Source organism: Alteromonas sp. W364, assembly GCF_031846205.1.
Lineage (GTDB): Bacteria > Pseudomonadota > Gammaproteobacteria > Enterobacterales > Alteromonadaceae > Glaciecola > Glaciecola blandensis.
In genome coordinates this window covers 358,614-372,463 of record NZ_JAVRID010000001.1, presented here as the reverse complement: position 1 = coordinate 372,463, position 13,850 = coordinate 358,614, and the positions used below count along the sequence as shown (strand labels likewise).

The window sequence follows — 13,850 nt, the reverse complement described above, 5'->3', positions numbered from 1 at the left end:
CGTAAACTCACGATTATTTAAACATTAAGCACTTGTTTAATGAATGGGATAGTGACTTTTCGCTGCTCTTGTAGTGACTTTTTATCTAATTCATCGAGAATATCCATTAAACTGCCTAATTCTCGTCCTACCCGGCTGAGTAAGAATCGCAGAGACTCGTCACTGGCATCAAGCCCACGAAGACTAAGCCTAAGCGAAATGATTGCTAAGAGCTCGTCTTCACTGCGTGAAGCTAGTTTAAAAACGGCTCCCCAACTGAGTCTGGAGACCAAATCTGGCAAGACAAAGCCAGAGCTTATCGGTGAAGATCCACTGGCTAATACAATGCGATGATTGCCTCCCAATTCGATAAACTGATTAATGAGGTCAAAAATCGCCACTTCCCACTCTCTAACCCCAGCAATGATGTGCAAGTTATCGATACACAAAAGTTGATATTCTGTGAGCCCTGCTACAACTTCTACTGGCATTTCCACAAGGATCGACATATCCAAATACATCGCGGAGCGATCGATTTGATTGGCATGTTGACACATCGCATATAGCAAATGTGATTTGCCTAAGCCCCTACTACCGTGTAGATAGCAAATCACGGTTGAACTTGCGTTCTCGGAATATAAAAACTGTTTTAAATACTCAACAACGAAATCATTACCAGCGGAATAAAAAGAATCAAATGTCTCATCAACATTCAGTGAGACAGGTAAACTCAACTGCAAACCTATTTACCTCGCCAGATATATGTCAAACTCTGCTCATCGTCGCTAGCAGGGTCTCCCTCGTAGATAGTGTTTTCGAGTTTTAATATGGAGCGTAAACGCAGAGCCGGTACGTTTGTTGTGATGTGAAATTCTGACACATCATTTTGTTGCGCCACTAACTCCACACTCTTGGTTATTGTCAGAGAACTAAGAATACTTAATACCGTTCTGTAATCTAGCAAACTATTCACGTTGGATACTTTTAATACGATATCGTAGGTCTCGTTCGTATCATCTGAGCTCACCGCATATTTCAAACCCAGTTCGTCTGCGTAGCGATTAATAAATTCGCCCAATAACACAGGTAATGAATCACCAGCAACTTGCGCAGTTTCTATAGACTGACCGTCCGTCACAAAATAGTTAAGAATGAATTTTTCACTTGCGCTGTAATCATCAAAACCCAAGCCTATTTTTGCGCCAATGACGTAGTTAGTGCCGTATCGAATTGAGTGATTATAGATACTTGAAGAATATAAACCCCAAACATCATTGGTACTCACGTTCATTGAATCGCTCAAATCACCTAATGGAAATACAACTTCGATACCGCGCTGAAATGCAGCGGTATTCAATAAGGTCTTGAGATCACTTTCTGTGGTTTGGGTCAACAACTTTTTATCTTTAGTTGTGTCGTCCTCAATGGCTATCCATAACAAACTTGATGGCCTGCGTTTGCCCCAAACTCTCAGCCCTTCAGATCGTAACAAGTCAATAATTTTATCTTGGTTAAACTCAGCTCGGTATATTAGTGCTTCTTTTTCTTGTCGGTATGAACTGGAGATCAAATATTGTTCAAAGTTTGTGGCAGCACGACGAACAGTAATATTCTCGTTGCTCGTACTTTCGCCACTCATTTTAGTGACAACTTGCTCAAACGCTCTCTTACCAGCGCGTTTTTGTGAGTAAATAGATTGATCAGATACCACAACTTCTCCCACATTGAGGTGATCAATCTGAGCGTGTACCTTGCTCACAGGGAAAGTGAACAATAAAGCAACAGCAAAAAGTAACAGCGTTTTATTCAAAAGTGTTTGTTCCTATTCATATCTAAGCCGCTATTGTGAGATATTTCATGCTTTTTTGCATCAGATATTTGTTCCACATTGTTTTTTGATACCTTTTATGTCGATGAACTGCTAAAATTCTGCCTTCAAATTTTTCAGAGGAAAGCGCGTGGCTGAACAAAACAAACCCCTTAGTTATAAAGATGCTGGTGTAGACATTGATGCTGGCAATCAGTTAGTAGAAAGAATTAAATCTGTGACGAAAAAAACACATCGTCCAGAAGTTAAAGGTGGTTTGGGTGGTTTCGGCGCGCTTTGTTCGCTGCCTACAAAATATAAACAACCTTTACTCGTGTCTGGTACAGATGGTGTTGGCACTAAACTTCGTCTTGCAATGGATGAAAATAAGCACGATGGCATTGGTATTGACCTAGTCGCGATGTGCGTAAATGACCTGATCGTTCAAGGCGCAGAGCCGCTTTTCTTCCTAGATTATTATGCAACAGGCAAGCTTGATGTTGATACTGCGACGCGTGTTGTCACGGGCATTGGAGAAGGTTGCCAACTAGCTGGTTGCGCACTCATTGGTGGCGAAACTGCAGAGATGCCAGGCATGTATGATGGCGAAGATTATGATGTTGCCGGTTTTTGTGTGGGTGTCGTAGAAGCTGAAGATGTCATTGATGGTAACAATGTTGCCACGGGTAACAAGCTGATTGCACTCGCCTCTTCCGGTCCACATTCAAATGGCTACTCGCTAATACGAAAAATCATTGAAGTCAGTCAACTCGACTTGTCGGCCAACTTAAATGAAAAAACGATTTCTGACCATCTATTAGAACCGACTAGAATCTATGTAAAATCTGTATTAAACGTATTGGAATCATTTAAGGTAAACGCGATTTCCCATATTACTGGTGGCGGCTTTTGGGAAAATATACCTCGTGTGCTCCCTGATAATATGCAGGCCGTAATCGATGGTTCTTCTTGGCAATGGCCGGCGATTTTTGAACTACTTCAAGAGAAAGGCAATGTCACGACTCATGAAATGTATCGTACGTTTAACTGCGGTGTCGGTTTGATATTGGCCGTTGAAGAAAAAGATGCCCAAGCTATCAGTGATGCTTTTAACGACCTTGGTGAAAATGCATGGATAATCGGTGACATTAAGCAACGCCAAGAAGACCAAGAACAAGTGGTTATTAATTAATAATGACAGCCACTACCAAACAGTCTCAGTCGCAAACAACTGTCGCCGCCAAAAAGCAAATAGTCATTATTGCTTCTGGTGGCGGTTCAAATGCTCAGGTAATTATCGATGCATGCGTTAATCAAAAAATATCTGGCGAAGTGTGCAAAGTTATCAGTAATATTCCCGGTGCAGGTGTTCTAAACCGTGCAGAACAAGCTGGCATTAAAGGTGTCTGTGTTGATCACACGCAATTTGATACAAGAGAAGCATTTGACATCGCCCTCAGTGCCGAAATAGATACTTCGCACGCAGATGTTATTGTACTCGCTGGTTTCATGCGTATTTTGAGTACGCAGTTCGTAAATAAGTATTTGGGCAAATTATTGAACATTCATCCATCTTTGTTGCCGAAGTACCCAGGACTAAATACACATCAACGAGCAATCGATGCCGGCGACGAGGAACACGGGACTTCTGTGCACTTTGTCACTCCAGAACTTGATGGTGGCCCCGTTATATTACAAGCAAAGGTGCCGGTGTTCGAAGACGACACTGCTGACGAGTTGGCACAGAGAGTGTTGGTGCAAGAGCATGATATTTATCCACTTGTTGTTAGCTGGTTGTGTGCTGAGCGTGTTAAGCTGGCAGAATATAAAGCGTATTTAGATGACGAATTACTCTCGGAGCAAGGTTATGCAAGCGATTAAATGGGTCAAAGGACTAGGCACATTAACTAGAACAATGAAGTTAGTCGGATTCATCGCTCTCATTGCTGGCGGATATTCTCCGCCCGCGCTAGCTCAGTCAGAATCTGAAGTCTCCCTACCTCCCCCATTTATCGCTAAATACGATGCCTTACGGCATGACAAAAAAATTGGTACTGCCAGTTTGTCGCTGTCTCTTGTAGCGTCATCAACATATAAATTAGATTATCAATCTAAAGTATCTCGTTTCTTTCTTTCAGACAAACGCTATGAAACGAGCTTTTTCAATTATAATGCAGGTATTATTACACCGACCAAATACGAATTTGCTCGCAAAGGAACGGGGCCTAACAAATCCTTAAAGGTTGTTTTCGATAAGAAAAAACAAGAGATAAAAATTAATAAAAGTGAAACGCTCAAATGGGAAGGCGAATATGACAATCAACTTTTCAGAATTGATATTTCACGCCAACTCGCTTCAGGAAAAAATCAATTCGATTACAAATTTCTAAATTACCGTGGTGAAAAACGCAGTTACTCTATAGAAGTTGTAAAAACAGAAACGGTAGATTTACCTTTTGGTCAACTTGAGGCAATCAAGGTTAAGGTCAATAGAGATTCAAATAAGCGCCAAACCTATGCATGGTTTGCCCCTTCCCTCGACTTTGTTCTCGTACGATTACAACAGTTTAAAGAAGGTGAAGAACAAGGCGATATCCAGCTTTCTTCATATACAAAACAATAACATCTAAATCCTGTATAATACGTAAACAATCTTGTGAGGATAAGCCTCCTCTTTTGTACCGTTTTACTTGATCTTTTTGTCCTCAAGTAATACCGTTACCTAATCTGGTCAGACCTGCGGGAGCAAAGATGAACGAATTATTGTGGTTACTTATTGTACTTAGTGTTTATGGCGCCACGGCGTATAAACAAACTTCTCCTCAAACAACCTTAGTTGCGGTCACCGTCGCGATGGTTGTGGGTACTGTCGCTGATGGCGTCGGTATTTTTGGTTGGATAGCATTTGCGGTAGTGGCTATTCCGCTAAGTTACGCACCTTGGCGTAAAGAATTTATCACCAAAAAGTTATTGGCTTTCTACAAAAGTGTGATGCCTGAAATGTCGACGACTGAACAAGAGGCTATCGATGCCGGCACTGTTTGGTGGGACGGAGACATTTTCAGCGGTAAGCCAGACTGGCAGAAATTTCATGCTATCAGTCAGCCTCGACTAAGTGCAGAAGAGCAAGCTTTCCTTGACGGACCTTGTGAAGAAGTCTGCAATATGGTTGACGAATGGCAGATAAATCATGTTGATGCTGACCTATCTGATGAAATTTGGCAGTTTTTGAAAGACAAAAAATTCTTTGCCATGATCATTAAAAAGCAATACGGCGGTCTCGACTTTTCTGCTTATGCACAATCAAGAGTATTACAAAAATTAGCAGGTGTTAGTGCTGTTTTGTCTAGCACCGTCGGTGTGCCAAATTCACTCGGCCCGGGTGAGTTGCTTCAACACTATGGTACGAAAGAACAGCAAGATCATTATCTCCCTCGCCTCGCTGTCGGCGATGAAATCCCATGTTTTGCTCTAACAAGTCCGGAAGCCGGTTCTGACGCAGGCGCAATTCCAGATGAAGGCATTGTTTGCAAGGGGAAATTTGACGGTAAAGAAGTGCTAGGGATGCGTTTAACTTTCTCAAAACGTTATATCACACTCGCCCCCGTCGCTACTGTTATTGGGTTAGCGTTTAAACTAAAGGATCCAGAGGGTCTGCTCGGCGAAACGAAGGACCTGGGTATTACTTGTGCATTGATTCCAAGAGATACCAAAGGACTCGATTGTGGTCGTCGTCACTTCCCGTTGAATGTGCCATTTCACAATGGTCCGGTGCGCGGAAAGGATATTTTTGTACCACTGAGTTACATCATTGGTGGTGAAGCGATGGCTGGTAAAGGTTGGCGTATGCTGATGGAGTGTTTATCAGTTGGACGCTGCATTACCCTGCCATCATCCGCTGCTGGTGGTGCAAAAGCGTTAGCACTCTCAACAGGCGCTTACTCACGTATCCGTCGACAATTCCGTATGCCAATTGGTCAGATGGAGGGTGTTGAAGAGATGTTAGGTCGCATCGGTGGTAATGCCTACCTGATGGATGCCGTAACAACACTGTCTACTGCGGGCGTTGACTTAGGCGAAAAGCCGTCAGTTATTTCTGCCATATGTAAATACCACTTAACTGAAAGAATGCGTCAAATTGTTAATGACTCTATGGACGTTCATGGCGGTAAGGGAATTTGTTTAGGTCCAAATAATTACTTAGGCCGCGCATATCAAGGCGTTCCTATTTCTATTACCGTTGAAGGTGCAAACATACTGACGCGAAATATGATGATCTTTGGCCAAGGCGCAATGCGTTGTCACCCTTACGTATTGAAAGAGATCTACGCCTCTCAAATGGAAGATAGAGAAGAACAATTGGAAGCGTTTGATTCAGCAGTATTCGGGCACATTCGTTTTGCTGTTAGTAATACCTTCCGTTCTATCTGGTTTAGTTTGGTCGGCGGCCGTTTGAGTTCTGCGCCATTCAAAGATGAAACTGCGAAGTACTATAAAAGTATGCAAGGATATAGTGCAAACCTAGCATTACTCACTGATGTTAGTATGGGTGTTTTAGGTGGTTCTTTAAAACGAAGAGAAAGACTGTCAGCCCGACTAGGTGATATTCTAAGTTATCTATATCTTGGTTCTGCCGTGCTTAAGCGCTTTGATGAGCAAGGTCGTAACCATGACGATTTACCTTTTGTCCATTGGGCGATGCAAGATTGTCTTTCTAAGCTAGAAGTAGCCTTAGACGACTTCCTGCGTAATTTCCCTAATAAAGTGATTGGTGTGTCGTTAAGAGCTCTGGTTCTTCCGTTTGGTAAGCGCTACTCTGCCCCATCTGATGATATAGAGCACAAAATTGCGCATATATTACAACATCCAAATAAAACCAGAGACAGACTGGGTCATGGTCAATACTTGACTCAAGAGGAAGGTAACTTGTTTGGTGATTTAGAGAAGACGCTGCTCAATATCGTGAAAGTTGAACCTATCTTCGACAAGATATGCAAAGAGTTAGGTGAAAAGCTCCCGATGACGAACTTAGACTTAGTTGCTGAACGCGCACTTGAAGCCGGTATTATTGATAAAGAACAAGCTGATTTATTAATAGAAACAGAAGCTGGCAGATTGAGAACTATCAACGTGGATGACTTTGATCCGCAAGAGTTATTAATGTCGACCAGCAAAAAAGTTAAGAAACCGGCAGCTAAGCGCAAATCAACCAAAGCGGTGAAAGCTGCTTAGTTCGCTGGAGAACAAATGAGAAGGCTACCTAGTTAGGTAGCCTTTTTTTTACATCGTGAAAACATTACTTTTTAAAAATTTGGCGATAGCCGTTTTTCCTTAACGTTTCTATTTGATGAGTATTTAACGCTAAAACCTGCTCAGCTAACTTATACTCATCTTGAATCGTAATATTGGAAATCGCAGGATCGTCTGTATTTAAACTCACGGACAGCCCCAAATCTAAGAACTGTTTCAATGGATGTGTCGATAATTGAGTCCATGTGCCAGTCTGATAATTCGAGGTCAGACACGACTCAATGCCGATATTATGCTTTAGCATATAATCTATGAGTTTATTATCATTGACGACGGCAACGCCATGACCGATTCTTTCAGCACCGAGTAATTTTATTGCATCCCATACACTCTCCGGCCCCGCGGCTTCACCGGCATGCACGGTTACATGGAGTCCACTGTCTCGCGCTTGTTTAAAGTGACTCTCAAACAATGCTGCGGGGTATCCTCGTTCATCACCCGCTAGATCAATCCCTACGAACTCAGAGACCTGTGACAATATAGCATCTAACTCTCGTTGACACGCTTCCACACCAAATGTACGGCTGAGTATGCCAATTAATTGATAATTTGTGCCAAAGACACGATTGCCATCTTTTACACCTTGCACCACCGCGTTGACGACTTCGTTCATGGGGAGGTTGAATTTATTCGCCATAAAATATGGCGAGAAACGCAATTCAGTATAATCTAAGCCTTCGCTTTTGGCCGACTCAACATTATCATAAGCAACCTCATAGCATGCGTCGATATTCGCTAAAACAGACACCCCATAATCTAATTTCTGCAAAAACTGCATGAGATCGCTGGTTCGGTCTTCGATGGTAGTAAGCTTGATTAATTCTGAAAGCGAATCAACTGGCAGTGCAATCTTATTTTGCTGGGCTAAATTCCACATTATGTGCGGGCGGATATTGCCGTCCAAATGTCGATGCAAATCGACTAGAGGCGAATATTGCGCAGGATATGAGGTCATGAATCGCCTTGCCTTGATAATAAACTAAGAGTGACAAACTAAAAGTATTTAACTGAGAGTGATAAGGTCAGTCAAGCTTGAGTTTTTCAACAGCCAGTACTATCTGCGTGCGCGTTTTAACATCTAGTTTCTTAAATATCACCCCGATGTGCGCCTTCACTGTTGCTTCGGTCACGTTAAGTGCATCGGCTATTTGCTTATTCATCATGCCGTCTTTCACGAGCTTTAAGACTTTGAATTGCTTCGGTGTTAACTCTCGCAACCTATTAGCAATGCTTTTCGCTTCACTATCTACATGAACTAACGCTTCTTCGATGTTACTAGGTAGCCATTTGCTACCTGCAAGCACGGTGTCTATCGCTTTTTTGATATCGGATGTTGGTGTGGTTTTTGGAATAAAAGCATTGGCACCAAACTCCATAACCTGAGCGATAGTTTCTGTTGAATCACTCGCGGATAACACAACCACTGGAATGTCTGGGTAAGATTGCTTCACTCGAAGTAAACCGTAAAAATTATCACAACCTGGCATATTCAGATCGAGGATGATTAAATCAATCTTTCTCCCTTTTCGAAGCACTTCTATTGTCGTGTCTAGTGAATCTGATTCAAAAAAGCTGACACTGTCATAACAGGAAGAAAGAGAGCCCTTCAACGCCTCTCTAAACAAAGGGTGATCATCAGCAATCAAAAACTTGTACATTTACCATTTCCCGAGATTATATTTATCATTATTATTTTTATAGAGCGGTAGTTTTTTATATACTACCAACTTACGTGCTGCATTGCTTCAAAAGTGACGACATTTCCTAACAGCAACTCGATTATTAATGATCATATTGCTTGTTCCATAACTGAGATACCATGGCTAAAAATACACCTAGCGACAACAAAGATAGAATATACAGTAGCAAGCAAGAGGAAGTAAGAGATTTTTCATTCAATGACCAAGTAGCTGATGTCTTCCCTGATATGATAGCCCGCTCAGTTCCGGGCTATAAAAATATCATAGATGGTATAGGCAAACTGAGCGCTATTTTTGCTCAGGACAATACGCATATTTATGATTTGGGTTGCTCTCTCGGTGCAGCAAGCCTCTCGATGGCAAAGCAAATCAATAAGACTGGTCTGGAGATTATCGGTATTGATAACTCCGCTGCTATGGTCTCCCGTTGTCAACGTAACGTAAATAACTATAACTATGGCTCCCCTATTCACATTATAAAAGATGACATTGCATGTATTGATTTCAAACCAGCCAGTGTGATTGTGATGAATTTCACCTTACAGTTCATCGATAAAACTAAACGTGATGCGCTCATGAAAAAGATTCATGAAGCCTTAGTACCCGGTGGTATATTAATATTGTCAGAAAAAATAAAACTCGGGCACCCAAAAATTGATAGCGCAATTATCGACTGTCACCATGAGTTCAAGCGTGAAAATGGCTACAGTGAGTTAGAAATTGCGCAAAAAAGAACAGCCTTGGAAAATGTGATGATATTAGATGAATTCACAGAACACGAAAATAGATTAAAAGCAGCAGGATTTAGTGCCGTGAGTATCTGGTACCAACAGTTTAATTTCGCTTCTTTCTGTGCAATTAAGGGGGACTAGAATGAATTGGAAGTCAGCTATGTACCAAGCGCTTATCAATACAGACATGGAACCGTGGATAGCGCACCTGATGCCGCAATTAGAGGCTTGGGAAAATTCAGCCCGGCACGGTGATAGCACAAAATGGCAACAACAATTAAAACAACTCCCTGATATCACTCCTGCTTCTGTCGAGTTGAAGGCATCAGTCAGCTTTGATGCAGACGAAGCCTTGAGCTCAGGCCATCGATCTCATGTCAAAAACGTACTCAAACAATTCATGCCGTGGAGAAAAGGACCTTTCTCTTTATTTGGTATCGATATTGACACTGAATGGCGTTCAGACTGGAAATGGGACCGTGTCGTGCAGCACATCGAAACTCTCGAGGGAAGAAAAGTGTTGGACGTCGGATGTGGGAGTGGCTACCACCTGTTCAGAATGCTCGGCGAAAAGGCGGAACTGGTTGTTGGTATAGACCCCACGGAACTGTTTTTTTATCAGTTTAGTATTTTTAAGAAATACCTTTCTAACTCTCCCATTCATTATCTCCCACTAGGTATTGAAGATATGCCATCTGAAAATCGTTTTGATACGGTATTCTCGATGGGAGTGTTGTATCACAGGCGTGATCCCATTGAGTTTTTATATCAATTAAAAAACCAACTTAGGTCAGGAGGACAACTGGTATTAGAAACAATTGTTGTTGATGGTGATATCGACACAGTGCTAATGCCAGGTGAACGCTACGCACAAATGCGAAATGTATGGTTTTTACCCAGTAACTTAGCGCTCAAACAATGGTTAGAGCGAGTTGGATTTATCGATATACAGTTAGTTGATGAGTCAATTACAACATGTGAAGAACAAAGAGCCACAGAGTGGATGACGAACCATTCTTTAGCTGATTTTTTAGATCCTAATGATGCTAGTTTAACCATTGAAGGATATCCCGCCCCTACTCGTTCAGTTTTTACTGCTAAAAAGAAATAATTACCTGTTTTGGGAGTCTATGCTTTATGTATTGGCATAAAGCTTGTTATACAGAACACATAGACCCAAAGTATAAGACATTATCATGTTAAATAGAGGCACTCATTGTCCATCATTTGAGCAAAAAGCAATTAATATTAGCAGCTTTTTTTTCACTGAGATGTGTTCAATGCCCTATTTAATAAGAATCTTAAGGTAAAAATGCTAAAACTCGAAGAATGCATCAATCAATTTATTGAGCAAGAATCATTGCCAAAGACTTATTTGGACACTGCACTAAGTTGGTTCACTCCGCTAATCGAAGAGATATCGCTGCACCATAACAAGGCAAAGAGAACAGTATTTATTGGCGTAAATGGCTGCCAAGGTTCTGGAAAATCAACCATGAGCGGTTTAATCCAATATATATTGGAAAACGTGTATGAGAAATCTTGTCTTGTGCTGTCGTTAGATGATTTCTATTTGAAGAAATCTGAACGTCAGACTCTAGCCGATGATATCCATCCTTTGTTATCAACAAGGGGGGTACCCGGTACTCACGATACGCAATTAATTGCAAGCGTGCTGCATTCGCTGAAGCAAGGAAGTCCCTCCCTTATCCCACGTTTCGATAAATCTATTGATGATCGCAGTGCTACAACCTTACATACCAAAATTCTTGAACAAATTGGTGTCGTTATCTTTGAAGGTTGGTGCTGGGGAGTACCGTCACAAGCCAATGAGCAACTGTCGACACCGCTTAACGACCTAGAAAAGTATTCAGACCAGACTGGTGAATGGCGTAATTACGTGAACAGAAAGTTAAAAAACGACTACATGCCACTTTATCGTTATATGGATAAATGGATATTTTTAAAAGCGCCTTCTTTTGACAGCGTTTATAAATGGCGTTGCCAGCAAGAACACAAACTATTGCAAAAGGTCGGAAACAAAGCAGAGATCATGAGCGATAAAGAGATTGCAGAGTTTATTCAATATTATCAGAGACTAACTGAGCATAGTTTGTGTACACTGGAGTTCATCAGTGACTGGATATTTGAGTTAGACAATGAACGAACAATTACCAAAAGCGCTCACAATGCAAAGTGATTTAATTACGAAATATCAGCGACAAGTGCTCGTTTTTACCGATCTCGATGGCACTCTGTTAGACCATTATACCTACGAACACGAGGCAGCAGTTGCATGCATGACGCGCCTTTTGAATCACGGTATTCCCATCATTCCAAACACGAGCAAAACGTTTGCTGAGCTGATCTCCCTTAGAAAGAGGCTCGGTATAAAGGGCCCATTTATCGTAGAGAATGGAGCTGCAATATACATAGACAAAGACTTTTTACCTGAAAAACCTCGTGGCGCAGTTTGGCAGGATGGCTACTGGATGAAGTCTTTTAGCTCAAAACGGCAATACTGGTTAGGCTTGATTAACAAAGTGTTACCAGAATTTGGGCATTTATTTGAAGCATTTTCCAGCATGAGTATTGGCCGCATAATGGAAGTGACAGGATTAGAAGAAGCAGATGGGAGTTTAGCGGCGCAAAGGCAGTTTGGTGAGCCTTTGTTATGGAAAGGTAGCGAAGAGGAAATGGATAAGTTCATTGCCCATGTCCGCAAGCTGGGGGCCCACCCTCTTAAAGGCGGTCGCTTCTTGCACATTTGTGGTGACAACAATAAAGGTATCGCACTATTGTGGTTACTCAAAGAGTATCAACGCCAACATCGCAAAATTACTGTTAGCACAATCGCGCTTGGTGATGGCAAGAACGACATTGCGATGCTGGAAGTAGCAGATACCGCGGTTCGCATCGCGTCACCCGTTAATCCTCCGCCACCACTAGAACGCACAGTAAAACTATATACAAGCAATAAGTACGGCCCTGAGGGCTGGGCGGAAGTGCTCGATCAGCTCATTCCAGAGTCTGTATTTTTTGCGAAATAATTGGAATATTTAATCATAAACTAGGAGAAACTCATGGCTGATTTTTATCAAAATGGGATTGTAACGACACTACATAATCTAGAGGATCGTTCTATAGATGAGCTAGAGTCAGAATTAGTAGAGTTCTCTAGCAAAAGACCACTCGGCTTAATTTTACCCTCTTTGTTTTCCGAACTTGAAGGCGAAGCATTACCTGCTACCATAGAGCATATTAAAGACGTTCCTTATTTGTCTGAAATCGTTATTGGTTTAGACCGAGCAGACGAAGCCCAGTATCGCTATGCCATCGACTTTTTCGCAAAACTACCACAGCATCACCGTATTCTTTGGAATGATGGTCCAAGACTTCAAGCTTTAGATGCGGAACTACAAGCACTAGGGCTTGCACCAAAGGAGTTGGGTAAAGGCAGGAACGTTTGGTACTGCATGGGCTACATCCTAGCGTCAGGTAAAGTAGAGAGCGTTGCTTTGCATGATTGCGACATTTTAACTTATGACCGTTCTTTGCTCGCCAGACTCATCTATCCGGTTGCTAACCCACAGTTTAATTACGAGTTTTGCAAAGGTTTCTATGCCAGAGTTGCTAACGGCAAGGTAAATGGCCGAGTCTCTCGACTATTAGTCACACCACTACTCCGTGCTCTAAAAACTACCCTAGGCTCAAATGAATATCTTGAGTTTATGGATAGCTTCAGATATCCATTGGCTGGCGAGTTTTCATTCCGCCGAGATGTACTTAACGATATTAGAATTCCAAGCGATTGGGGCTTAGAAATAGGTGTGCTGTCAGAAATGCATAGGAACTATTCTCATAATAGGCTCTGCCAAGCGGATATTGCAAAAACCTATGATCATAAGCACCAAGACTTGTCACTAAACAACGAACATGGTGGCCTATCGAAGATGTCGATAGATATTACTAAGGCATTGTTTAGAAAATTAGCGACACAAGGCACGACATTCAATACTGAAACCTTCAGAACAATAAAAGCAACCTACTTTCGAATTGCCTTAGACTTTATAGAAACCTATCACAACGATGCAATCATGAATGGACTAAAACTAGACATTCATAGCGAAGAAAAAGCGGTAGAAATGTTCGCTCAAAATATCATGAAAGCAGGCCAAAGCTTCTTAGATAACCCCATGGAAACGCCATTTATTCCAAGTTGGAACCGAGTAGTAAGCGCCAAGCCAGATGTATTGGAAAGACTTAAAGAAGCTGTCGAAGCCGACTCTGAAGAGTTCAGTAAAAAAGCATAAGGAGCGCGAT

General features: G+C 41.8%; 13 protein-coding genes. 9 read left to right on the top strand and 4 right to left on the bottom strand.

What is annotated here, in order from left to right; all coding sequences use genetic code 11:
- Window positions 1-17: 17 nt before the first annotated feature.
- Together hda and RM556_RS01585 are read right to left on the bottom strand one after the other, a co-directional pair.
- Window positions 18-713, bottom strand: coding sequence for a DnaA regulatory inactivator Hda (gene hda / locus RM556_RS01590; protein ID WP_311360194.1), 696 nt, complete (start codon window positions 711-713; stop codon window positions 18-20).
- Between the two features lie 8 nt (window positions 714-721).
- A complete protein-coding gene (locus tag RM556_RS01585) occupies window positions 722-1,789 on the bottom strand; it encodes a DUF2066 domain-containing protein (protein ID WP_311373687.1) in 1,068 nt (355 codons plus the stop codon).
- Between the two features lie 148 nt (window positions 1,790-1,937).
- On the opposite strand from RM556_RS01585, the gene purM reads away from it, so the two are divergent.
- The 4 genes from purM (at window position 1,938) to fadE (ending at window position 7,018) form a co-directional block, all read left to right on the top strand.
- On the top strand, window positions 1,938-2,978 hold the full coding sequence (gene purM / locus RM556_RS01580; RefSeq protein ID WP_311373686.1) for a phosphoribosylformylglycinamidine cyclo-ligase: 1,041 nt from the start codon (window positions 1,938-1,940) through the stop codon (window positions 2,976-2,978).
- A gap of 2 nt (window positions 2,979-2,980) precedes the next feature.
- On the top strand, window positions 2,981-3,667 hold the full coding sequence (gene purN, locus RM556_RS01575; RefSeq protein WP_311360191.1) for a phosphoribosylglycinamide formyltransferase: 687 nt from the start codon (window positions 2,981-2,983) through the stop codon (window positions 3,665-3,667).
- A complete protein-coding gene (locus RM556_RS01570) occupies window positions 3,654-4,409 on the top strand; it encodes a DUF3108 domain-containing protein (protein ID WP_311373685.1) in 756 nt (251 codons plus the stop codon). Before purN ends, RM556_RS01570 begins: the two co-directional genes overlap by 14 nt.
- Before the next feature lie 128 nt (window positions 4,410-4,537).
- Complete coding sequence (fadE, locus tag RM556_RS01565) at window positions 4,538-7,018, top strand: acyl-CoA dehydrogenase FadE (protein ID WP_311360189.1); 2,481 nt, start codon at window positions 4,538-4,540, stop codon at window positions 7,016-7,018.
- Between the two features lie 64 nt (window positions 7,019-7,082).
- Here the strand turns inward: fadE and add are convergent, their stop codons facing one another.
- Both add and RM556_RS01555 read right to left on the bottom strand, forming a co-directional pair.
- On the bottom strand, window positions 7,083-8,051 hold the full coding sequence (gene add / locus RM556_RS01560) for an adenosine deaminase (protein WP_311373684.1): 969 nt from the start codon (window positions 8,049-8,051) through the stop codon (window positions 7,083-7,085).
- Between the two features lie 67 nt (window positions 8,052-8,118).
- Window positions 8,119-8,754 (bottom strand): response regulator transcription factor, encoded by a 636-nt coding sequence (locus RM556_RS01555; protein WP_311360187.1) that lies wholly within the window; start codon window positions 8,752-8,754, stop codon window positions 8,119-8,121.
- 161 nt (window positions 8,755-8,915) lie between these two features.
- On the opposite strand from RM556_RS01555, the gene cmoA reads away from it, so the two are divergent.
- The 5 genes from cmoA to RM556_RS01530 all read left to right on the top strand — a co-directional run bounded on the left by cmoA (window position 8,916) and on the right by RM556_RS01530 (window position 13,840).
- A complete protein-coding gene (gene cmoA, locus RM556_RS01550) occupies window positions 8,916-9,668 on the top strand; it encodes a carboxy-S-adenosyl-L-methionine synthase CmoA (protein WP_311373683.1) in 753 nt (250 codons plus the stop codon).
- Window position 9,669: 1 nt separating this feature from the next.
- Window positions 9,670-10,638, top strand: coding sequence for a tRNA 5-methoxyuridine(34)/uridine 5-oxyacetic acid(34) synthase CmoB (gene cmoB, locus RM556_RS01545; protein WP_409220035.1), 969 nt, complete (start codon window positions 9,670-9,672; stop codon window positions 10,636-10,638).
- A gap of 201 nt (window positions 10,639-10,839) precedes the next feature.
- On the top strand, window positions 10,840-11,727 hold the full coding sequence (locus RM556_RS01540) for a hypothetical protein (protein WP_311373682.1): 888 nt from the start codon (window positions 10,840-10,842) through the stop codon (window positions 11,725-11,727).
- Complete coding sequence (locus RM556_RS01535; protein ID WP_409220042.1) at window positions 11,717-12,577, top strand: HAD-IIB family hydrolase; 861 nt, start codon at window positions 11,717-11,719, stop codon at window positions 12,575-12,577. Before RM556_RS01540 ends, RM556_RS01535 begins: the two co-directional genes overlap by 11 nt.
- A gap of 33 nt (window positions 12,578-12,610) precedes the next feature.
- Complete coding sequence (locus tag RM556_RS01530) at window positions 12,611-13,840, top strand: glycosyl transferase (protein WP_311360183.1); 1,230 nt, start codon at window positions 12,611-12,613, stop codon at window positions 13,838-13,840.
- The last annotated feature ends 10 nt before the right edge of the window (window positions 13,841-13,850 follow it).